General features: G+C 38.8%; 21 protein-coding genes. 7 read left to right on the top strand and 14 right to left on the bottom strand.

Annotated elements, in window-relative coordinates:
- Positions 1-179: 179 nt before the first annotated feature.
- From ABJH98_RS03925 to ABJH98_RS03915, 3 genes are all read right to left on the bottom strand, one after another.
- Positions 180-3,017 (bottom strand): glycosyl hydrolase, encoded by a 2,838-nt coding sequence (locus ABJH98_RS03925; RefSeq protein ID WP_348306326.1) that lies wholly within the window; start codon positions 3,015-3,017, stop codon positions 180-182.
- 97 nt (positions 3,018-3,114) lie between these two features.
- On the bottom strand, positions 3,115-4,173 hold the full coding sequence (locus ABJH98_RS03920; RefSeq protein WP_348306325.1) for a branched-chain amino acid aminotransferase: 1,059 nt from the start codon (positions 4,171-4,173) through the stop codon (positions 3,115-3,117).
- Positions 4,174-4,278: 105 nt separating this feature from the next.
- Positions 4,279-4,821: a cob(I)yrinic acid a,c-diamide adenosyltransferase gene (locus ABJH98_RS03915; RefSeq protein ID WP_348306324.1), complete on the bottom strand. Its 543-nt coding sequence runs from the start codon at positions 4,819-4,821 to the stop codon at positions 4,279-4,281.
- Positions 4,822-4,924: 103 nt separating this feature from the next.
- On the opposite strand from ABJH98_RS03915, the gene ABJH98_RS03910 reads away from it, so the two are divergent.
- Positions 4,925-6,619 (top strand): amidohydrolase, encoded by a 1,695-nt coding sequence (locus ABJH98_RS03910; protein WP_348306323.1) that lies wholly within the window; start codon positions 4,925-4,927, stop codon positions 6,617-6,619.
- 33 nt (positions 6,620-6,652) lie between these two features.
- On the opposite strand, the gene ABJH98_RS03905 is transcribed toward ABJH98_RS03910, so the two are convergent.
- Positions 6,653-8,500, bottom strand: a complete 1,848-nt coding sequence (locus ABJH98_RS03905; RefSeq protein WP_348306322.1) for a glycoside hydrolase family 13 protein — start codon at positions 8,498-8,500, stop codon at positions 6,653-6,655.
- Positions 8,501-9,037: 537 nt separating this feature from the next.
- Here ABJH98_RS03905 and ABJH98_RS03900 point away from each other — a divergent pair.
- Positions 9,038-9,523, top strand: a complete 486-nt coding sequence (locus ABJH98_RS03900; RefSeq protein WP_348306321.1) for a LytTR family DNA-binding domain-containing protein — start codon at positions 9,038-9,040, stop codon at positions 9,521-9,523.
- Positions 9,524-9,692: 169 nt separating this feature from the next.
- Here the strand turns inward: ABJH98_RS03900 and ABJH98_RS03895 are convergent, their stop codons facing one another.
- Genes ABJH98_RS03895 through ABJH98_RS03880 form a run of 4 tightly spaced genes read right to left on the bottom strand, consistent with a single transcriptional unit; the run spans position 9,693 to position 13,111 of the window.
- Positions 9,693-10,949 (bottom strand): metallophosphoesterase, encoded by a 1,257-nt coding sequence (locus ABJH98_RS03895; protein WP_348306320.1) that lies wholly within the window; start codon positions 10,947-10,949, stop codon positions 9,693-9,695.
- A 30-nt stretch (positions 10,950-10,979) separates the two neighbouring features.
- Positions 10,980-12,038, bottom strand: coding sequence for a hypothetical protein (locus ABJH98_RS03890; protein ID WP_348306319.1), 1,059 nt, complete (start codon positions 12,036-12,038; stop codon positions 10,980-10,982).
- Entirely contained in the window at positions 12,019-12,567 is a 549-nt protein-coding gene (locus ABJH98_RS03885) for a hypothetical protein (protein WP_348306318.1), read from the bottom strand. The genes ABJH98_RS03890 and ABJH98_RS03885 overlap by 20 nt, the downstream gene beginning before the upstream one ends.
- The gene (locus tag ABJH98_RS03880) at positions 12,557-13,111 is read right to left on the bottom strand and encodes an RNA polymerase sigma factor (RefSeq protein WP_348306317.1); all 555 of its coding nucleotides are present in this window, start codon (positions 13,109-13,111) and stop codon (positions 12,557-12,559) included. The genes ABJH98_RS03885 and ABJH98_RS03880 overlap by 11 nt, the downstream gene beginning before the upstream one ends.
- A gap of 151 nt (positions 13,112-13,262) precedes the next feature.
- Here ABJH98_RS03880 and ABJH98_RS03875 point away from each other — a divergent pair, with 151 nt between their 5' ends.
- Positions 13,263-14,783, top strand: coding sequence for an FMN-binding glutamate synthase family protein (locus tag ABJH98_RS03875; RefSeq protein ID WP_348306316.1), 1,521 nt, complete (start codon positions 13,263-13,265; stop codon positions 14,781-14,783).
- A gap of 298 nt (positions 14,784-15,081) precedes the next feature.
- On the opposite strand, the gene ABJH98_RS03870 is transcribed toward ABJH98_RS03875, so the two are convergent.
- Entirely contained in the window at positions 15,082-16,302 is a 1,221-nt protein-coding gene (locus tag ABJH98_RS03870; protein ID WP_348306315.1) for a molybdopterin molybdotransferase MoeA, read from the bottom strand.
- Positions 16,303-16,370: 68 nt separating this feature from the next.
- Between ABJH98_RS03870 and moaC the strand changes: the two genes are divergently transcribed.
- Positions 16,371-16,853, top strand: a complete 483-nt coding sequence (moaC, locus tag ABJH98_RS03865; protein ID WP_348306314.1) for a cyclic pyranopterin monophosphate synthase MoaC — start codon at positions 16,371-16,373, stop codon at positions 16,851-16,853.
- The gene (locus ABJH98_RS03860; RefSeq protein WP_348306313.1) at positions 16,846-17,988 is read left to right on the top strand and encodes an NTP transferase domain-containing protein; all 1,143 of its coding nucleotides are present in this window, start codon (positions 16,846-16,848) and stop codon (positions 17,986-17,988) included. The genes moaC and ABJH98_RS03860 overlap by 8 nt, the downstream gene beginning before the upstream one ends.
- Here ABJH98_RS03860 and ABJH98_RS03855 read toward each other — a convergent pair.
- Genes ABJH98_RS03855 through ABJH98_RS03845 form a run of 3 tightly spaced genes read right to left on the bottom strand, consistent with a single transcriptional unit; the run spans position 17,985 to position 18,980 of the window.
- Positions 17,985-18,395 (bottom strand): molybdenum cofactor biosynthesis protein MoaE, encoded by a 411-nt coding sequence (locus ABJH98_RS03855; protein WP_348306312.1) that lies wholly within the window; start codon positions 18,393-18,395, stop codon positions 17,985-17,987. The two genes, ABJH98_RS03860 and ABJH98_RS03855, sit on opposite strands and share 4 nt — an antisense overlap.
- A gap of 5 nt (positions 18,396-18,400) precedes the next feature.
- A complete protein-coding gene (locus ABJH98_RS03850; RefSeq protein ID WP_348306311.1) occupies positions 18,401-18,652 on the bottom strand; it encodes a MoaD/ThiS family protein in 252 nt (83 codons plus the stop codon).
- Between the two features lie 40 nt (positions 18,653-18,692).
- Positions 18,693-18,980: a YciI family protein gene (locus ABJH98_RS03845; protein ID WP_348306310.1), complete on the bottom strand. Its 288-nt coding sequence runs from the start codon at positions 18,978-18,980 to the stop codon at positions 18,693-18,695.
- A 50-nt stretch (positions 18,981-19,030) separates the two neighbouring features.
- Between ABJH98_RS03845 and fdhD the strand changes: the two genes are divergently transcribed.
- Positions 19,031-19,870, top strand: coding sequence for a formate dehydrogenase accessory sulfurtransferase FdhD (fdhD, locus tag ABJH98_RS03840; RefSeq protein WP_348306309.1), 840 nt, complete (start codon positions 19,031-19,033; stop codon positions 19,868-19,870).
- Between the two features lie 15 nt (positions 19,871-19,885).
- The gene (locus tag ABJH98_RS03835) at positions 19,886-20,239 is read left to right on the top strand and encodes a hypothetical protein (protein ID WP_348306308.1); all 354 of its coding nucleotides are present in this window, start codon (positions 19,886-19,888) and stop codon (positions 20,237-20,239) included.
- Here ABJH98_RS03835 and ABJH98_RS03830 read toward each other — a convergent pair whose 3' ends face one another.
- Complete coding sequence (locus ABJH98_RS03830; RefSeq protein ID WP_348306307.1) at positions 20,240-20,668, bottom strand: hypothetical protein; 429 nt, start codon at positions 20,666-20,668, stop codon at positions 20,240-20,242.
- Between the two features lie 142 nt (positions 20,669-20,810).
- Complete coding sequence (locus ABJH98_RS03825) at positions 20,811-21,518, bottom strand: FCD domain-containing protein (RefSeq protein WP_348306306.1); 708 nt, start codon at positions 21,516-21,518, stop codon at positions 20,811-20,813.
- Positions 21,519-21,530: the final 12 nt, after the last annotated feature.

Below are 21,530 nucleotides of genomic sequence, written 5' to 3'. Positions count from 1 at the left end.
GAAATCTAAACGGATACTATTGGACTTCTCGATTCCTCGAAGTGACAAATTCCGAGAGTACGACGTCATTCTCTAGCGAGACTGCTGAAAGCAAGCTCGTCTAGGGAATCTGCCTGTAAATGCAGCAGAGGTCACCGAAACAGATACCCCGGATAAACCGGGGCATGACGGGTAATAAATCACTCCTTCACCACGAGCTTACCATTCGCAATCTTCCCATCCACATTAAATTGAATAGCATACTCCCCTGCCTCTAAATACACCTTGCCATTTTTAGCTTTTGGGGTACCATCTTCAGCGGCATCTCCAGATCTGGAAAGGTCATAATTGTAGAAATTGAGCCCCGCGGATAGGTCAATGTTAGTCACGAACATCGTTCTTTCGCCATCTAAGACTTTGAGTTGGGCTTTACCTGCAGCCTCACTGTAGATGACCATTTCGCATGTCGGCTCATTGTAGCCGTACCATTGGCTACCATATTTGTACGCTCCCCAGTTATCATTGAATTTCATTTCTTGAATGGACAGAATTTTCAATGATTCTTTTTTGCCTAACTCAGTGAGATTTTGAATGGCTTTCACATCTGCCACGTACACTGATCGCCCATGGGTTCCTACTATCAGCTCATTTTCTCTAGGATGAACCGCCAAATCATGAACGGCCACGTTGGGCAGCCCTCCGCTTAGAAGCATAAATGTATTTCCCCGATCAATAGAAGCGTAAGCGCCATGGTCAGTGCCTAAATAAAGTACATCTTCTTTGGCTGGGTCTTCGGCAATCACATTCACCGCTTCCATAGGCAGATTTGTACCAATAGCACGCCAAAGTTTTCCATAGTTTTCTGATACATAAACCAACGGGCTGAAATCATCATTTCGATAGCCGTTGAGCGTGAGATACACACGGCTCTCCTTGTACTTGGATGGCACTATGCTGCTCACCCAATAATCCTTAGTCAGATTAGGATCAATGATCGTCCAAGCCTCTCCGCCATCCTGCGAAACTTGCACTACCCCATCGTCTGTACCGATATAAAGCAGCCCTTCTTTCATTGGTGATTCCGATATGGTTGTTAGCGTGCCGTAACTCACATTTCCATCCTTCCTACCTTTGGTTAAGTCTTTGGTTGGCTTACCAAAATCATCCCCTTGAGTAGTGGATTTATGTAATCGATTGGATCCCATGTAGACTACATCCTGATTGTGTCTAGAGAGATGAATCGGCGCTTCCCAATTCCACCTATATGGCTTTTCGCCCAAATCATGCATCGGCGTAATTTTCTTTTCGTCACCAGTAGATTTGTCAATTCGATAATAATGACCGAATTGGAAACCCGTGTATATGGTATTGTTATCTCGGGTGTCAACTTCTGTTTGCATACCATCGCCCCACATCAGCATCTGCCAAGGGTATTTACCCGTACTTTGCCAGCTTGTTGAGTATTCATACGCACTCGATCCCCACCAAACTCCATTATCCTGTAGACCACCATATATATTGTATGGTTCGGCCATGTCGAAATTGATATCATAGAATTGCCCGACAGCATTAGGATTGCTTTTCAACCATGTCTTTCCATCGTCGTGAGAAATATTGACTCCGCCATCATTTCCACTAATCAAATAGCCAGAACCACTTGGATCTACCCAAAGGGCTTGATGATCGCCGTGTTGATTATCTCCTTCAATGTTATTCCAGCTTTTACCGCCATCTTCAGATTTAATGATTGGCACGCCTAGCGCATATACATGATCTAAATTGGATGCAGAAACTCTTACCTCACCAAAGTAGTATCCATAGGAATAAAACATATTATCAATGAAATCCTTGTGCGTTTTTCGCCAAGTCACTCCTGCATCATCCGAACGATATAGCTCCATACCAACTACAGGTGTATTGAACAATTGGGCATTGGCGTCATCAAAATACGTGGCGACATCTGATGGTCTGGCTTCGCCTGTTGTTACTATGCGTTTTACTTCTGCAAAATCATATTTTTTAGGAAAGCCATTCTCTTTCAGGTAATCATTGAGCAGAGAATCATCCACTGCCAAGAAGGTGGCTTTGTCCATAGCTTTGATTTGGTCTTTCGTTAGCCCCGCAGATAACTGCTCTTTTTTTTCTTCAGGTCTACGATCTTGATTGTCCAAAATGGCATAGATGATTTTGGGATTCTTAGGGTAGATAGCCAAGCCAATTCGGCCCGTGCCTTTCGTATCAGGGAAACCAGAATTACCTCCCGATATTTCATTCCAATGCTGTCCACCATCTGTGGATTTATATATTCCACTTCCCATTCCCGAACCATCAAAGTTCCAAGCTTTGCGATCACGTTGCCACATCGATGCGTAAAGCACATTCGGGTTTATCGGATCTACCACTAAATCAATTGCACCCGTTTTATCATCAACAAAAAGTGTCTTGGCCCAACTCCTGCCTCCATTGTTGGACTTATAAATCCCACGTTCCTCATTGTCTGAATACAAATGACCCATTGCCGCCACCCAAAGGATCTGGTCATTGGTAGGATGTAAAACAATTCTTCCTATGTGTTGGGTATCGGCCAAACCTATGTGTGTCCAAGTTTTTCCATTGTTAGTTGATTTGAAAATACCGATCCCAGAATAGCTGGAGCGACTAGAATTATTCTCACCTGTCCCTACATATATGGTCTTCGTATTCCAATTGACGGCTATGTCCCCAATAGACATAACCATTTCATTATCAAAAAGCGGCTCGTATGAAGTTCCGCCATTTTTGGTTTCCCAAAGCCCTCCTGAAGCATAGGCTACATAAAAATGCAAGGGGTTATTTGGGTCCACGGCTAAGTCTGTCACTCTTCCACTCATGATAGTGGGTCCCACATTTCTAAACGGAATATCTTTAATCAAAGAGCTTTTGAGCATTTGCTGTCTCAAGGCTTTATTATTCATCCGATCATTGGCGGAGGTGGCTACTTGAGCAAAAGAATCAGTTAGAAAAATAGATAGACAGAGTATAGTTACATAACGGATCATAGAAGATTCATTTTTGGATTGGAAAATAGAAATTTAGGCATAAAAAAAGTCCCGATCAATCGGGACTTCATTATTTCGACAGAAGAGAAATTATGGATTAGACTTTGTAAACCCACCCATGTGTATCTTCAATTTCTCCCAGTTTAATTTTATCTAAAGTGTCAAATAATTTGTCAGATAATGGTTTTTCTGCTGGCAGTACATAGTCCACACCGTTATACCCAATTTTATGGATTTTGGCAATAGTAGCCGCTGTGCCTGCACCAAAAGCTTCCTTCACTTCACCTGCTTTTAAAGCCGCTTCCAATTCTTTCACGCTCAACCTCTTTTCTTCTACTTTCATCCCCCAATCTCTGGCCAATGTCAATACACTATCTCTAGTGATCCCATTGAGAATAGAGTCACCAGTTGGCGCCGTAATCAAAGTGTCGCCAATGTAGAACAACAAGTTCATCGTACCAGCTTCCTCAACAAACTCATGTGTTTGTCCATCCGTCCATATCAACTGATGATAACCTTCTTTTTGTGCTTGTAACGCTGGGTATAAAGACGCTGCATAATTACCCGCCGTTTTAGCATATCCTACTCCTCCAGCTACTGCTCTGGTGTATTTAGTCTCAATTTTCACATTAACTGGCTCAGTATAGTAAGCCCCTACTGGTGCAGTAAAAATTAAAAATTTGTAAGTTTCAGATGGTCTGATGCCTACATAAGGGTCATCTGCAAATACAACTGGTCTCACATACAAAGACGACCCAGCTTTCTCTGGAATCCATGCACTATCCAATTTAAGCAACTCGGTAAGAGCTGACATAAATAATTCTTCAGATATTGGAGGAATACACATACGTTCCGCACTAATGATCATACGTTTAGCATTTGCTTCAGGACGAAAAACTAAGATCTCCCCTTCCTTGTTTTTATATGCTTTTAATCCCTCAAAAACAGACTGACCATAGTGTAAAGTAGCATTGGCTGGGCTAATAGATAAGTCGCCAAAAGGCTCAATTCTCAGATTTTTCCACTCACCATTTTCAAAATCCGCGACAAACATGTGGTCGGCATATACTTTGCCAAATGGGATGTTGTCAAAATCAACCTCACTAATTCTTGATCTTTCGATCTTCTTAATTTCAAATTGTGCCGTCTCAGTCATTCGTTAAGCTATTTTTGTTTTGGGTAATGAAACGCAAATTTAATCAAAATAGTGATGGGAAGCACCTCGAAAATGTAATTTGAGGTAACATACTATAGAAATAAATCAGGGCTTCCAAGGTACTTCCGGCGCTTTCAATTCTTGAGTCATCCATCTGCAAAGAACAAATAGATAATCAGAAAGACGATTCAAATACTTAGTGATATTTTCATGCACCATTTCATTTTCAGATAATCCTATCACCAATCGCTCTGCCCTTCTACAAACACAACGTGCTATATGTCCTGCTGAAACAGAAACATGACCTCCGGGCAAGACAAAATTTCGCATCTCTGGTAGTTCTCCATCCATTCTATCTATAGCATTTTCAAGTAGCACTATTTTTTCTGCTTCTATTTCAGGAATAACCACTTTCGATTTATTTGGGTCGGAAGCAAGATGAGATCCTATTACAAAAAGGGTATTCTGTATGGCTATAAGCTCTTCTGCAATTGATTCATTCACAGGTTGATCCCTCACCATCCCGATGTGGCTATTTAGCTCATCAATGGTGCCGTATGATTCTATTCTCAAATTTGCTTTTGATACTCTTGTGCCTCCAAGAAGCCCTGTAGTTCCTTTATCTCCAGTTTTTGTATATACCTTCATGCTTGGGATTTACCGTTGGCAAATATATTTTTGATTATTAACTACAAAAATGGTAAACTTAATGTTGGAACCCATTTGAATCATTCAAATTTTAAGCAGCAAAATGCGCTCTACATATTATTTATTAGTCCTTGTGGCAATCTGTCTGCAATTTTCTTGTGCAGACAAGCATCCAAAGGCAGATTTAGTTTTATTCAATGGAAATATCTATACATTAAACAAAACTGAACCTAAAGCTGAAGCTCTCGCTGTAACGGATGGAAGAATAGTTTATGTAGGAAATAATGTCAATGCCAATCAATGGGTTGCAGATACCACACAAATCATAGACTTGGAAGGGAAAACACTAACTCCAGGATTTATTGAAGGTCATGGTCATCTCATGGGCATTGGTGAAAATCTCATCAATCTAGATTTGATAAATACCAAAAGTTATGATGAGATCATTGAGTTGGTAAAAGCCAAAGTAGATGAGGTCGAAGATGGAGAATGGATTCTTGGTCGTGGCTGGCATCAAGACAAATGGTTTGTACTACCTGAGAATATGATTGATGGATTCCCTGCTCACAACAAGCTTTCTGAAATCTCTCCCAACAATCCTGTCGTTTTATCTCACGCCAGTGGTCATGCCTTATTGGCCAATGCAAGGGCGTTAGAACTGGCTGGTATAAATAAAAACACACCAGATCCTGAAGGAGGAACCATTTTCAAGGACTTGGGAGGTAACCCTACTGGGATTCTCAACGAAACGGCGATGAAATTGGTCAAAGACATCATTCCTGAAGATTCTGATGAGAGAAAAATTCAAGTATTGAATATGGCCATTGAGCAATGTTTACAAAATGGGATTACAAGTTTTCATGATGCGGGAGCCAAACAAAAAACGATTGACCTCTATGAGTCGTTTTTAAACAACGGCCTACTCAAAATCAGACTTTATGTTATGCTAAATGGAAGAGATGAAGGACTATTGAAAAATTGGTATAGCACTGGCCCTCAGATTGGCTTAGGCGACAATTTTCTTACTGTTCGCTCAATTAAGTTGTATGCAGACGGAGCACTTGGTTCCAGAGGTGCTTTGCTCCTAGAAGATTATGAAGATGCACCAGGAGTACAAGGACTTAGACTCACTCCTGCTGATTATATCATGAGGGTTACTGAACAAGGTACAAAAAATGGTTTTCAAATATGTACGCATTGCATAGGGGACCGTGCCAATCATGAAGTCTTGGACATGTATGAAATCGTACTCAAATCTGACACTACTATGAGCAATCCAAGATTCAGAATTGAACATGCCCAGCATATCGCTCCTGATGATATCCCAAGGTTTGGGCAATTGGGTGTCATACCATCTATGCAAGCCATTCATATGAGTTCGGACCGACCTTGGGCCATCGACCGATTGGGAGAAAAAAGGATAGTGGAAAGTGCTTACATGTGGCAGGAACTAATCACGACCGGTGCTAACGTAATGAATGGAACAGATGCTCCTGTAGAACCAGTAAATCCTTTGGCTAGTTTTTATGCCTCAATTACAAGACAGACCTTAGAAGGAAAACCTGAGAATGGCTATGAGCCAGATCAACGAATGACCAGAGAGCAAGCACTTCAAGCATATACCATCAACAATGCTTATGGAGCATTTGAAGAAGACATCAAAGGTTCGATTGAAATTGGGAAATTGGCAGACTTCACAGTGTTGTCTAAAGACATACTTAAAATACCAGCTCAGGACATACTATCTACAGAAGTGGAGTACACGATAGTGAACGGTAAAGTACTTTATCAGAAATGAAAAAAGAGGCCGAAGCCTCTTTTTGAATCTATCTTACTTTTTTAATTCTATGATTAAGGCCGTATTTGGCTCGATATCGATATACCCCAAGGTCAAATAATTACTTTTTGTGATAACATCAGTACCACTTCTATACCCTTCTAAGGCCTCGTTAAAACGAGCCAAATTATACTTTTCAAATTTTCTATTATTGTTATTGATGATAACCATGGTTCTCTTATCACCAAGAGATCTAAAATAGACGTAAACATTGTCGTATGGTTGAAAATGTATGAGTCGTCCTTCGTGAATTTCCTCGGCATTCTTTCGCCACTTAAGAATGTTATTTACATACGTATAGAGTTCATTTTCCTCTACAGTTCGTCCCTCCTTTGAGAAGGCATTTCTCTTATCACTTTTCCATCCACCAGGAAAGTCTTTTCTCAAAACTCCATCGGGTTTGTTGCCTGCTAATAAAATTTCATCTCCATAATATAACTGCGGAATCCCACGTGTGGTCAGCGTAAAAGCCATACTTAGTTTGACTTTACTCATATTTTCACCGAGCAAAGTGTAAAGCCTTGGAACATCATGGTTCCCATTGAAAATCTTGTTGTTTGATGCATTTCCATAAACGAAATCCTCCGCCAATGTTTCATACAATTTGTAGACGTTGCCATCTTCACCAAAGGCTTTGAGCATTGCATAGTATAGTGGGTAGTCACATACACTATTAATTTGCGGATCGTAACCATCAGCATTGGATCCAATTCTATTCCAATAAGACAAAGAGGATGCCTTACTTTCCCACGTCTCAGCTACAATATAAAAGTCTGGATATTCGAGTTTAACTCTCTTTACCCAGTCAGCCATTACCTGTTTGTCCGGATATGGATAGGTATCCATTCTGATTCCGTCCAATTGAGCATATTCAACCCACCATATAGAATTTTGTATTAAATAGGTGGCGAGAAATTCATTTTGAAGATTTAGGTCAGGTAAGTTCACGTCAAACCATCCTTTTGTGAATAAATCATAATCTGACAGAGACACATGCGGGTCGGAAGCTGCAACATTTGTAAAACTGCTTCTTGTAAATGTGTCCCACTGATTGAGCCAATCTCTTGCTGGCAAATCATTCATCCACCAATGTCCAGCACCGCAATGATTAAAAACCTGATCCATGATCATTTTCATTCCTCGAACATGGCACACTTTGGTGAGATTTTTAAAATCTTCGTTCGAACCAAACCTTGAATCTGTTCTATAAAAGTCTGAAATTCCATATCCATGATAGGAATATGCTGGTTGATCATTTTCTAAAAAAGGATTCAGCCATAGCGTAGTAGCTCCAAGTTCTTGCACATAGTCCAGATGATCTTCTACACCCTTCAGGTCTCCCCCATGTCTACCATGCATGTCGTCTCGATTCACTTTTTCAATAGTATCATCAGTTGAGTCATTTCCTTTATTCCCATTCGCAAAACGATCAGGTGTAATAAGGTAGAAAACATCAGCCCCATCCACGGTTTGTCCATTCGAACTTCTGTTATTCTTTTGCTCTAATTGATATTGAAAAGAAGTTAATCGCTTCTTTCCTTTCATGAAGATGATTTCAAATGATCCAGGCTGAGTTTCAGCAGAAATGTTGAGGTTGACAAATAGATAATTAGGGTTCTCTAATTTGACAACACTTTTTACCTCTACTCCTGGGTAATTGATCATGGGTGTAGAAAAGCTAATGTTTTCACCATAAACAAGTAACTGAAGCGAGGAACTTTCCATCCCAACCCACCAGCTTGGTGGCTCTACACGCTCCAACTGAATGGATTGCCCTTGAAGATTCAACACTGTGAAACACAGTGCCAAACAAATGAGTATAATTCTGTTTTTTGTATTCATACCAAATAAGTTTTAAAAATTAAACATCCCACTAGATGATATGATTTTGGCTTACTACCAACTTCCTTATACAATCAACCGTTTCTTAATCCAGACTACAGGCAGGCCGAAAGAATAAACTTTGAAGTAATTCTGGTTATTTAAAGTAGTTGATATAAAAATCGAGGTTCTTTGTATAAAATTGCTAGTCGTTCGTATCAAATAGTTTTTATGTTTATCGACTTTTAAAACTTTTGTTAACACAAAAAAAATTGACTGATAGTTTTGCATCACAATAGCCTTCGCGGAATCGCCAAACACATACTTTATTGGCTGGGACTTATTACATTTTTAAGTGTTGTTTGGGGGAGCTCGGACGACAACTATCAACGAAATTTTATTATACAGTTATATAGCCTACCATCTAGGCTCATTTTAGTTTATACGACGTTATACTGGCTTATTCCAAAATTTTTGTTAAACAGGCAATTCACACGTTTTGCTCTTGCCTATTTATTGCTACTTGTACTGGTGGGACTATTGATTCAGCGGCCACTTATGTTTTATCATGTACAGCCTACTTATCTCCCCGAGTGGGATGCGTCAAGTTTTTTCATCATTTCTGAATTGATGAACACCCTATTAGACGTGAATCTAGCAGCCATACTCCCTATTGGCAACTCCTTGTATAAACTCTGGATTTCTTCTAGTGAGAAACAGGAAATAAACCGTCAAAAATTTATTTATCTGAAAGTAGAGAAGAGACTAGAAAAAGTAGTTCTTGATGATATTGTTTTTGTAGAAAGCCTTAAAAATTACATCAAAGTAAAGACTTCGGAAAAAGAAATAGTGGCTTACAAAAGCCTAACGACTATACAAGATATTCTACCTACAGATAAGTTTCTAAGGGTACATCGATCATTTATTATTGGAATTGCGTTTGTGGAATCTTTCTCTCCAAATCAAATTCTTCTTGGAACAATAAAAATACCAGTAGGAAGAACCTATAAAGAGGAAGTTAAGAAGAGGTTAGGATATTTTTAGTGCAAATAAAAAAAGAGGCCGAAGCCTCTTTTTGAATACTTGCTTAAGGCCCTAAAATCTATCAACCAAAATCAAAGGGCTCTTACTAATGATCAATACTCAACTCTTATGTTAAGCAATATTCAGATTCATAACAGTTGATAATTTGTAAGCCCTTAGTACTTTTTTGCTATGCCCTCTTTAATTCTAAAATCGTAATCTCTGGCAATATCCCAACGCGACCTGGATATCCTAAGAAGCCAAACCCTCGATTCACATATAAGTGTTGATTGCCTTCAGAATACAAGTCGGCCCATTGTTTATACAGGTATTGAGAGGGGCTCCATCTGAAATTGCCTATTTCGACTCCAAACTGGAATCCATGAGTATGTCCTGATAGGGTCAAGTCAATATCTTCAAATGCTGGCCTGATCTGAGCATCCCAATGACTCGGATCATGTGACAACAATATTTTGGTATCCGCTTCTACATTTTCTGAAGTTTTAGCCAAATCCCCATATTTTGTAAATCCTCGTGCTCCCCAGTTCTCTACTCCAAGAATGGCCAATCTTTCTCCATCTACTTCCAAGTATCGGTGTTCATTGAGTAAAATATCCCAACCCATCTGCTTATGAGAATTTACCAATTGTTCAAGATTTTTTCGCTTTTCTTCTTGAGACCTCCAAGCTTTATAGTCACCATAATCGTGATTGCCTAGCACAGAAAATTTACCTGCAGAAGCCTTCACTTTCGAAAAAATATCCATATAGTCACTGACTTCTTTGGATTCATTATTGACCAAATCGCCTGTAAATAGAAAGAGATCCGGTTTTTCAGCATTAAGCAAGTCAATTCCACCCTTTACTGCAGTTTTATTATAGAAACTTCCACTATGAATATCTGACAACTGACCAATCCTGATTCCATCAAATGCTTTGGGTAAGTTTGGCAATGTGATCGTGCGTTTTCTCACACGATAATCATAAGCTCCTGACAATATCCCATAACTCATGGCTGCAACAGGAATCGCTCCTGCAATTAAAGCTGATTTAGAAAGAAACTCAGATCTGGAAATCCCATGGTCAGCAGATGAACTAGTCACGCCGTTTTGAAACAGTCCTTGATATGCATATTTTCCAACTCGGAAAATATCATCCGCAAAAACAAAAAGTCCGGCGGTCAACTTTCCTAAAATATTCATAAAAACTGCTGTCGCCAGAAAGGTTCTGAGATTATGATACTTTGTTGGATCGACGCTCCCAAAAAGCACCAAAGCAACAAAAGAAAACACAGTTAATGACCAGTATAAGATGTAAACTGTAAGCTTACCTGCTGAAGAAAAATTATTGACTACTACTTTAACCGCCTGAAAGACATAATAATCAAGAAAAGAATAGATAATTAGGGCTACAATAAAAAAACTCAATCTGTGCATAAGGAATCTCATACGCAGATTGAGCTTTTGAGTTATTATTTTCTATCGGAATCGGATATCGCCATAACTAGTATCAATTCGAATATAGCCACCTTTTCCGCTCCCCATTTTTCCTTTGTATCGACCCTTGAAATCTTCTCTGATTTTATACTCAAAATCCAATGGCAGTCCTGAATAGCTGAAATCACTGAAGCTCAATTCTGTGTCAAAGGTGAAGTTGGCTCCCTCTTCAAATGATATCCTATAATCACCAAACTTACCATCGATTATGATTTTTGTAAAGTCTTTAGCCACCTCATCAATTGTGAAATTTCCACTATAGGAGGCTTCAATATCCAATTCAACTTCTAATCTATCTATTGAGAATTCCGAGTAGCCCACATACCCCTTAATTCCCTGAACGGTGCCAATCTCCATATCACCATATTTACTAGTCAAGTCAATAGTTCCAATTTTTTCTATTTCAACATCAGAAAAACCTTGCTCCATTTTCACCACGCCGAGCTCATTGATTTCTACATCCGAATATTTAATCTCAATTTCTCCTTGTTTAACCAACTGAATAGAGCCATCACTAAATGAAATTTTAATATCAGCAAGCCCTAATAGTTTTTCAATTCTAAAATCGCCGTAAGAAACATTAATTTCACTTTCCCCCATTAGGTCACCAATGTAGTTTCCCCCAAAGCTATTCCTCAGCTTTAAATCATTCTTTTTCGGCATATTCACCTTATAGTTGATCTCAAATTCCTCTCGGTCTCTGTTTTTAAGCCTACCTAGCACTGTTTCAAATGAAATTATCGAACTACTCTCTTCGATTTTAATATCAATTTTGTCAAGCAGGTCTTGTGCTCTACTTTCATTGCTCATTCGAGCAATGATTTCAATATCTACAGTTATTTTATTCTGATCCCAAGTGTTGACATGGACACGCCCAAAACTATTTTCAATCGCCAATTTTACGTTTGACTTCACTTCATAGCTCTTGGAAATTTTTCGACTCTTCTCATAGTCCAATCCGTTATTTTTACCTTCTACCGTACCCGACAATAGCCCCATGATAGTGGCTAAAGTCAATAGGCTATACACTAATTTTTTCATCTTGCTCGTGTTTACTTATTCGTTCTAAAATTCTCAATTGTTTGTTTAGAATTTCGACTCTCAATTGTAAATTCTGAATCATGGCGTTGATCAACCTTTCATCATTCTGATTCCTTTTTAAATCTTTTTTTAGCGAGGTATACATCTGATCTAACTGCTCCATATCCTTTAACAGCTCCACATCTACCAAACCATTTTTATCTATTACACTTTTTATTTCCATTCGTTTTTGCGAAATGAGTTGAGTGTAGTACCCCTCCACTTCATTCAATTCTGCAGTCTTATTTTTTGAAATAACATTTACATCTGCAACAGATTCATCCTCACTAAACAAACTGCGCTCGACAGCCAAACCGACTGAAATACACAAAAACACTACTGCCGCTGCTTTCCATAGCCAGACGTAATCTTTCTTCTGCTCACTAGGAGTTATTTCTTTTTGAATCTTTTCCCAAGTATCTTTCCTTGGTTCCAAATCATCAAAATCAGTTTTATGCGATATGATGAAATCTTCTAATTTATCTTTCATATTGATACTTGTCTTTTAGAATCTCTCTCAATTTTTTCTTAGCTCTATTGAACTGAGATTTTGAGGTAGATTCAGTAATACCCAATACTGTTCCTATTTCCTTATGATCATAGCCTTCCAGTAAATAGAGGCTTAATACTGCTCTAAAACCTTCTGGCAATTGCATGATGGCTGATTTGATAGCTGGCAGACTCAAAGACTCCTCATCATCGATAAATGACTCATCTACTTCTCCTCCCGCTTGATCTATTTCCACCAAGTCTAGCTTTCTTTTCTTAAGCACGTTGATAGACGCATTGATTACAATACGCTTGACCCAAGCTCCGAAAGTCGACTCTCCACGATACTTATCAATATTCTTAAAAACATTGACAAAAGCATCTTGAATTACATCTTCAGCTTCATCACGATCATTCACTATACGAAAACTCACATTCAACATGGCCTTTACATACAAATTGTAAAGTTCAAATTGAGCGGATTGATCGTAGCGTTTCGCCGCTTCGACCAAATGATAATGAATGTCCTTATTTCCTATTTCCAACGATTATCAAAATTCTATACAAAAGACCATATAAATCTTTTAGGGTTGCATCAATTTTGAAATTACCTTTAATATTTATAATTTCCATGCAACTTGTGCATGAGGAGAGGAAATTGACTAATTTGACATTAATCATTTATAACCTCTACTTATGAGAAATCAGTTCATTGCACTCTCGATTATAACCTCCTTAACTTTAATCATTCTTTCTCTTTATTGGCCGTGGGTATGGTGGAGTTTTGCACTTATTGGCCCAATTATCATACTTGGCACACTGGACATTTTTGATAAAAAGCATACACTTCGAAGAAACTTCCCAGTACTCGGTGCTTTTCGTTATGTTATGGAAGATCTAAGACCTAAGATCTATCAGTATTTTATCGAATCTGAAACCGATGGTGCACCCATCAACCGAATGTTTAGATCGATAGTTTATCAAAGAGCCAAAGGCGCGCTTTCTACCAATCCTTTTGGAACAAAACTCGATGTTTATGTAGACGGTTATGAATGGGCTAATCATTCTATTCATCCAATCAACCACCACGATTTAGACGATCACCCCAGAGTGATGATAGGCGGTAAAGATTGTAAACAACCATACAATTCTAGCATATACAATGTATCTGCTATGAGTTATGGAGCATTGAGCGACCGAGCCATTGAATCTCTCAATGGAGGAGCGAAACTGGGGAATTTTGCACACAACACGGGCGAAGGCAGCATTAGTCAATATCATTTGAAACACGGGGGAGATTTGATTTGGCAAATTGGAACAGGGTATTTTGGTTGCAGAAATAAGGATGGTACATTCAATGAGGAAATGTTCAAAGAAAAAGCCACGCTGGATCAAGTTAAAATGATTGAAATCAAAATGTCTCAAGGTGCCAAACCTGGACATGGAGGTATCTTGCCAGCCATAAAAAACACTGAAGAAATTGCTGCCATTCGAGCAGTGGAACCACACACACGTGTTGATTCCCCACCCGCCCACAGTGCTTTTGGAAACCCTGAAGAACTGATGCATTTCATTAAGAAGTTAAGAGATTTATCCAATGGCAAACCTGTAGGATTCAAACTTTGTGTAGGTAATAAAATAGAATTCACAGATCTCTGCATTGCCATGCAAAACACAGGAATAACACCAGATTTTATTACAGTTGATGGTGGAGAAGGAGGTACTGGTGCAGCGCCTTTAGAATTTTCCAACAACATAGGCATGCCATTGAGAGATGGAATAGCTTTTGTATGTGATTCTTTGAGAGGTTATGGATTCAAAAAAGATGTTCGTGTATTGGCTTCTGGCAAGATTCTTACAGGGTTCCATATTTTCAGAGCCTTTGCCTTAGGTGCAGATGCTTGCTACAGTGCACGTGGTATGATGCTAGCATTGGGGTGCATACAGGCTTTAGAATGCCATAGCAACAACTGCCCTACAGGAGTAGCCACCCAACAACAGCATCTGGTCAAAGGCTTAAACGTGGATGATAAAATCCAACGAGTGGCCAAGTTTCATAACGAAACAGTCATGAGTTTTGTGGAATTTATGGGAGCTACAGGAGTAAACTCTATTTCCAAAATAAAAAGGCACCATGTATACCGTAGGTTGGATCAGGAGCGCATTAAGACCTACGCAGAAATATATCCGAACATAAAAGTTGGTGAATATGCATAAGCTCATTAGTTTTGTAATGTAGAGATAATTTATAATTAACAATTAATTGATTATCAAAACAGTAGCAGCTTGTCCACAAAGTATATCTTAAAGAAAAATTTATTATGTTTTTAAACCAATTGGAATCTAAAGATTCTAAATAGGGAAATTGGTTGAATATAATTATTTGGAAAATGAAGCAATTAATAAGATATAAAAGATTTGTATTCAGTCTTTCATTTTACATCTTCTTCCTAAGTCTATTAGGGTGTAAAGAAGAAATGATCTCATTCAATCCATTCAAAAGCGTAGACGCTGTCTATGCTAAACTCGATATATCAAACGAATAATATTCGTATGATTTTTCAGTTTTGAATTGGCTATTACCTTGAGGCAAATAAAGAAAGGCATCACTTTTAGCAAGATTGCTTAGGTCTCCAGATCCATTACCCATTTCGGGATACCCATGGATAAGACCATCAGGCATCGTCACACTACGAATCTGTAAAAAATAGCCAAGATCAGGTTTAAATTCAACCTCCTCCTGCAATACAGCCATTTTTTTAGAGCATTCTCTACCCAGATTCTTCATTAGCCAAGGAATAAAATAAACTCTAAAACACATATAGGTAGAAATTGGATTGCCTGGAAAAGCAAATACTTGTGTACCCGAATCATTCACTCCAAACCAAAAGGGCTTACCTGGCCGCTGTGCCACACGATGAAAAAGTTTATTCACCTTCAGCTCTTCTAAAACTTCAGGTAGGTAATCTGCTTTACCTTTAGATACCCCCCCACTCATCAAGACAATATCAAAATCATTCAGAATCGCTCCAATCTTAGATTTAAGCTCTTTCTTATTATCATTTAAATGAATTCTTTGATTTGGGATTCTAAGCTGATTCAAAGAAGCCTCGATAGCCACTGAATTCGACTTTCTGATTTGGTGAGTCTGAGGTTTCTCGTTCACATCAACCAACTCATCTCCTGTAGATACAATGGCTATTCTTGGTTTTTTCTTTACAGATAATTCACTCTGTCCTACAGTAGCCATAATGGCTATTTCAGCAGCTGTAATTACTTTTCCTTTTGAAATTAATAATTCACCACTACCCTGATCGCTACCTTGCTTATGGACATTTTTCCATCGACTGGCCTCTTCCAAGTGGATGTACACAGTTTTTTTATCTTCACTTTCAGAAAATTCTAAATCTTCATATCTGACAACCAAATCACAACCATGACTTAAAATTGCACCTGTCATGATCTCAATGGCATAATCTTGACCTCTAAGGGTAACGGCAGGTTCTCCTGCCAACTGTGTTTCTTGAATAACGAATTCTCTTTTTCCAGATTTGAAAGCCTCATAACTCAACGCAATCCCATCCATCGTCACTCTATCGAAAGGCGGGAAATCCCTATCTGCAAAAATGTCTTCCGCCAATACTTCTCCCATACTATTCTCTAGAGGGATTATTTTTTCTCCCCAGTTTGGTTGCTGCGAATTAATAATATTTTTAGCCTTGTCAACTGATATCATGTCAGATTCTCTAATTTTATCTCCTGTTTGTAAATTAAATACAACTCGTCTCGAATCGAATACCAAATATGAAAAACGACAAATTTTCTCACATAGATTCAGAAAACAATCCATCCATGGTCAACGTTACTGACAAACAAGTAACAGTGCGCTCAGCAACAGCTCGTAGCACGGTTCAGTTGACAGAGGGAATCATGTCAGGTTTAGAAGCTGGAGAGATTCATTCTAAAAAAGGTCCGGTTTTTCAAACAGCAATAATTGCTGGAACGATGGCAGCTAAGAAAACGGGCGAATTGATCCCGCTTTGTCACCCCATTGGATTGGATGGATGTGATTTCTCCATAGAAGTAAAAGGACTTGAAGTGATAATCGAATGTACAGCAACTATCGCCGCCAAAACGGGGGTTGAGATGGAAGCACTTACAGGAGCCTCTTTGGCAGCGTTAACCATTTATGATATGTGTAAAGCCCTGTCGCACAACATTGTCATTAAAGAAACTCGTTTAATCGAGAAGACAGGAGGCAAAAAAGACTTTAGATACAATGGCTAAAAAACACCAAAAACACGCCAAACTAACAAGACCCAACATAGGAAATTTTGGACGGAACGAATTTGCTATTCTAGGTACGCCGTGTGGGGAAATCAAAAAGCTGGCTCAATCAATCAGCAAACAGCTTTCCGATAAATATAAAATCGCCTATGTAGATGCGGATCACAAAAGTGCTGATGACGCTTCTAATCTTGAAGGCAGTTCGCTAGCCTATGGCAATCAGCTAGAATATGTTGACAAAATTGACTTCCACCGTTTTGATGAAATGGGTGAGCTAAATCCATTCGACTATAAAAGAAAATTTATCAATCAGGATTTAATTTTAGTGAATGGCAATCATTTTGAAGCTGAAAAGCAAATACTTGTCATTGACTCAAGAAAGTCACTAGAGAAGAAACTACACAAGTTAACTCAAGTAGTTTTAATACTTTTTCAAGATGGTGAAAGCGATACTCCTGAATTTCTCAAATCAAGTATTGCGAATTTTGATAAAATCCCTAAATATGAACTAAGCGATATATCTTCAATCAATTCAATTATCGAAAAGAATTTAATTGAGAACATTCCAAATATCAATGGATTGGTGCTTGCAGGAGGAAAGAGCACACGCATGAAGCGAGACAAAAGTGAAATCAATTATTATGGAAAGAGCCAAAAGGACTTCATGTTTGACTTACTTGATTCGATAACCGATCAAGCATTTTATGCTGTGAGGCAAGATCAACTAGGGACTGAATCAGACCATCAGATTGCTGATAGTTTCATTGGGCTTGGACCATTTGGAGCTATACTTTCTGCCTTTCGGAGCAATCCAAATAGAGCATGGTTAGTCACTGCATGCGATCAACCCTTCCTAACAAAAGAGATTTTGGAATTTTTGGTTTTAAAACGAAACCCTTCTAAAGTTGCTACTGCTTTTTACAATCCCGAAACTGAGTTTCCAGAACCCTTGATTACAATTTGGGAACCTCGAGCGTATTCGCACTTATTACATTTTCTGAGTCTTGGGTATTCATGTCCAAGAAAAGTACTGATCAATACCGAGGTAGAAATCGTACATCTGGAAGACCCTACCGTACTAAAAAATATCAATACACCAGAAGAGTACGAAGCGGCCATAAAAATACTAGGCTAAGGGTGAGAAGCCACCCAGACGTCACCATCTTCAAAAATTTCTTTTTTCCAGATGGGAACGGTCTTTTTGAGTTCGTCAATAATAAATTGACAGGACTCGAATGCAGCTTGTCTATGCGGTGTAGATACTGCAATCACTACCGCTTCTTCTCCAATTTCTACTACTCCCACTCGATGTGAAATAGCATACTTTAATATGGGCCATTGTTCTTTCGCTCTGTCTACGATTTTTTGAAGCTCCTTGACCGCCATAGGCTCATAAGCTTCAAAATCCAGCTTTACCACGGCCTTTTCAGAGGTTTTGTTTCGAGTGGTTCCTATAAACACATCAGTGGCACCAGCCCCGTCATGTGAGACAGCAGCAATAAGCGTTGGAACGTCAATTTTATGTTCTGTGATTTCTATCATAATGATCAACCTCCGCTTACTGGTGGAATGAGTACCAATTCATCACCTTCTATTATGACATGATTATCATCCACATATTCTTCATTGATGGCCAAGTTTAGCGTACTCAATTGCTCAAAGGCAGGGTACTGAGATTTCAACAGATGCATGGCTTCTTGTGCTTTCGAGCCACTCTTCAATTTCAAATTGAGTTCTCTACCTCCTATGATATCTCTAGCGATTCCAAAAGCCACCACCTTTATTTGAATTTCACTCATAAGTCTCAAAGTTATTCAAACGAAGTAAATCCTGATTTGATCAAACCAATAAAAATTGCAACTCCTTTGCGGATTTAGAAGGAATGAATTCAGTCACTCCATAATCAGCCAACTGATTCGCATAAAATGGATCCCGCTCAACTATTCGCATCACTTCTTCTTTATCATTGGCTTGCGCCAATATGACTCCACCCGTTCGAGGCACTTTCTTTCCGGACATCAGGAAATGACCTTTTTCGTATTGGGTATTTAAATATGCGACGTGATCTTCCAAATGCTGATCTATTTTTTCTAAAGGAACTTTGTAAGTCAGTGATATAATATACATTTATGCTATAAGATTGATGCAAAATTATTACTCAATAGAGGCATACGGGAATGAGCACTTTAGGTATATCAACATCCAAAATATTACGAGTCAACGCACAAAACTTTGAAGAAACCAACGACTTACTGGTCAAAGAAGAGCCTTTGGAAATTCGGATTGGGTACGGGCAAGAAACCAAACGAGAGGAGTTTTCATTAGCCATCACGATGCGCACCCCTGGTGCAGACGAAGAATTAGCCAGAGGTTTTTTACTTTCTGAAGGAATTGTGAAATCTTCCACAGACATTCTTTCTGCAAAGTATTGCATGCAGGCCAAACAACCAGAAAACACCCTCAAAGTCGAGCTAAAGAATGGAACTCCATTTGACCAAGAAAAATTCAGAAGAAATTTTTATGCAAGTTCTAGCTGTGGTGTATGCGGCAAAGCTTCTTTGGATATGATAACTTCTGATATACCAGCTTCGAAAAACAATCCTCTTAAAGTCACTAAAAAAACCATTCTTCAATTGACTCAACAGTTGAAAAATCATCAAAGTACTTTTAAGTATACTGGTGGACTACATGCTGCAGCGCTATTTGATAGTAATGGAGAGCTACTGGTCCTACGAGAAGACATAGGCCGACACAATGCGCTGGACAAGCTAATCGGTGTAGGAAGCATGAAAAAAATTGATTTAAGCCAAACTATTCTATGGCTGAGTGGTAGACTAGGATTCGAAATGGTTCAAAAATCAGCAATGGCTGGCATACAAATTATTGCAGCACTAGGAGCGCCATCAAATCTTGCGGTAGATCTGGCACAACAAAGCAAAAAAACCCTGGTTGGGTTTCTAAAAAAGGATTCATTCAATATTTACTCAGGAAAAGAAAATGTACTTTTGGATCAGTAAATCTTTGCAACAGCCATGAAAATCAGAATCAACGGGAATTTTGTACGACTTAGATTGAGCCAAAGTGAAGTGGATAATTTTTCAGAAAACAATCGCGTGGGAGATGCAATTAATTTTGGATCTCACTCATTGACTTATCAATTGCTCTCTTCAAATCAAAAAGAAGTATCTGTGGATTTTGACGGGAGTCACATTACTGTTCAAGTCCCAATAGATTTATCCAAACAATGGACCGAAACTGACTTGGTCGGATTTGAAAATGCAGACCAAACCAATGTCAGAATCTTAGTAGAAAAAGACTTTCAGTGCTTGCACAAAAGACCCGGAGAAGATGAATCAGACAACTTCCCTAATCCAGCGGCCAACTAATTAGGCACAAGTAATGGTAACGCTGTGCGAATGCCCCGAAGTTGTAGACTGAATGGTCACACTACTATTGCTTTGCAACGAAGTAAAATTTTCGGCAGTTACCGTGACATCATGCGCATGATCCGCACTACCAGTAATGCTGTATGTTTTGGCAGTTCCGGCCGCCATGTCTTCTTTAGATACTGTTAAACTATGCCCATGATTCGCCGAAATAGAGCTGGAAGTTCCATTGTCTACACAACTGGTAGATGTGTCATCAGAATCGTCAGTGTCATCTTCATCAGATTCGTCGTCGATTTCTTCGTCATCTTCAGCGTTGTCATCCATATCGTCATCTTCCGAGTTATCAGAACAGCTCCATAGTGACACGAGCGGGATACCAGCTAAAAATGCTGCACCTATTTTAATGAGGAATGATTTTCTGTCCATAGTTTTGGGTTTTATGTACGTACATACAATTTAACCAATAGCTTCCTAAATTTGGATGAATCCAAAGTAAAATATCGGTTAGAAGACATTGCAAAGCAAATAGTCTATGGTGGAATCTTGACAGATACAAAATGGTAATCGCCTATTCCCCTTTTGTTCTTTCTAAATATTGAGATAATTTAAAGAAGTGTTTATTCATCATTTTTGTCGCATGCGCTGCGTCCTTCGACTCAATAGCCAGATAAACATCTTCATGCTTTTTAATCTCAGCCTGTACCTCATCGCCCTCGCAAACATTATCTCTGTCATACTTTGAAAGTATCGGCGGAATCAATAATAACATGAGTGATATCATTGTTCCATTCTTACTAGCCTTGGCTATAGCCAAATGAAATAATAAGTCTTCCTCTAAATAACTCTCTCCATTAGTTAATTTTACCTTGAACGCTTCAAGCGCATCTTTTAACTTATCTAAATCATCGTCTGTTCGTCTTTGAGCAGCCAAGCCTACCATTTCCAACTCTAAGGATATTCTAGTCTCTACAAGTTCTTGAAACGAAGGTGCATTCAAAGAAATAATTTCATCCACCATACCATTAAACCCAGTCAAACCAATGGCCAACATGGTACCGCTCTGAGAGACCGACTTTACCACACCATAAAATTCCAGTTTTCTAATGGCCTCTCTAATGTGGTTTCTTTTGACCTCAAATTTTTCGGACATCATCCTTTCAGAAGGCAATTTATCTCCTCGTTCTAGGTTTCTTTTATTGATTAAATCTCTGATTTTACTGATGACCTCATTTTGTAAAATCTTATTCGCCTGCTGATCTATCAAACTTATCTTCACTGCAATTAATTT

It is taken from the genome of Reichenbachiella sp., from assembly GCF_039969095.1.
GTDB lineage: Bacteria > Bacteroidota > Bacteroidia > Cytophagales > Cyclobacteriaceae > Reichenbachiella.
Note: the sequence above shows the minus strand (reverse complement) of the source record. Positions and strands in the feature narration are given on the sequence as shown.

What these genes read in the sequence shown, in the direction of transcription:
- fdhD (WP_348306309.1), top strand. Translation starts at nt 19,031, where the DNA reads ATGAGCACTTTAGGTATATCAACATCCAAAATATTACGAGTCAACGCA.
- ABJH98_RS03870 (WP_348306315.1), bottom strand. Translation starts at nt 16,302, where the DNA reads ATGATATCAGTTGACAAGGCTAAAAATATTATTAATTCGCAGCAACCA.
- ABJH98_RS03920 (WP_348306325.1), bottom strand. Translation starts at nt 4,173, where the DNA reads ATGACTGAGACGGCACAATTTGAAATTAAGAAGATCGAAAGATCAAGA.
- ABJH98_RS03850 (WP_348306311.1), bottom strand. Translation starts at nt 18,652, where the DNA reads ATGAGTGAAATTCAAATAAAGGTGGTGGCTTTTGGAATCGCTAGAGAT.
- ABJH98_RS03845 (WP_348306310.1), bottom strand. Translation starts at nt 18,980, where the DNA reads ATGTATATTATATCACTGACTTACAAAGTTCCTTTAGAAAAAATAGAT.
- ABJH98_RS03900 (WP_348306321.1), top strand. Translation starts at nt 9,038, where the DNA reads ATGTTTTATCATGTACAGCCTACTTATCTCCCCGAGTGGGATGCGTCA.
- ABJH98_RS03860 (WP_348306313.1), top strand. Translation starts at nt 16,846, where the DNA reads ATGGCTAAAAAACACCAAAAACACGCCAAACTAACAAGACCCAACATA.
- ABJH98_RS03925 (WP_348306326.1), bottom strand. Translation starts at nt 3,017, where the DNA reads ATGATCCGTTATGTAACTATACTCTGTCTATCTATTTTTCTAACTGAT.
- ABJH98_RS03830 (WP_348306307.1), bottom strand. Translation starts at nt 20,668, where the DNA reads ATGGACAGAAAATCATTCCTCATTAAAATAGGTGCAGCATTTTTAGCT.
- ABJH98_RS03875 (WP_348306316.1), top strand. Translation starts at nt 13,263, where the DNA reads ATGAGAAATCAGTTCATTGCACTCTCGATTATAACCTCCTTAACTTTA.
- ABJH98_RS03895 (WP_348306320.1), bottom strand. Translation starts at nt 10,949, where the DNA reads ATGAGATTCCTTATGCACAGATTGAGTTTTTTTATTGTAGCCCTAATT.
- ABJH98_RS03905 (WP_348306322.1), bottom strand. Translation starts at nt 8,500, where the DNA reads ATGAATACAAAAAACAGAATTATACTCATTTGTTTGGCACTGTGTTTC.
- ABJH98_RS03910 (WP_348306323.1), top strand. Translation starts at nt 4,925, where the DNA reads ATGCGCTCTACATATTATTTATTAGTCCTTGTGGCAATCTGTCTGCAA.
- ABJH98_RS03835 (WP_348306308.1), top strand. Translation starts at nt 19,886, where the DNA reads ATGAAAATCAGAATCAACGGGAATTTTGTACGACTTAGATTGAGCCAA.
- moaC (WP_348306314.1), top strand. Translation starts at nt 16,371, where the DNA reads ATGAAAAACGACAAATTTTCTCACATAGATTCAGAAAACAATCCATCC.
- ABJH98_RS03885 (WP_348306318.1), bottom strand. Translation starts at nt 12,567, where the DNA reads ATGAAAGATAAATTAGAAGATTTCATCATATCGCATAAAACTGATTTT.
- ABJH98_RS03855 (WP_348306312.1), bottom strand. Translation starts at nt 18,395, where the DNA reads ATGATAGAAATCACAGAACATAAAATTGACGTTCCAACGCTTATTGCT.
- ABJH98_RS03915 (WP_348306324.1), bottom strand. Translation starts at nt 4,821, where the DNA reads ATGAAGGTATATACAAAAACTGGAGATAAAGGAACTACAGGGCTTCTT.
- ABJH98_RS03890 (WP_348306319.1), bottom strand. Translation starts at nt 12,038, where the DNA reads ATGAAAAAATTAGTGTATAGCCTATTGACTTTAGCCACTATCATGGGG.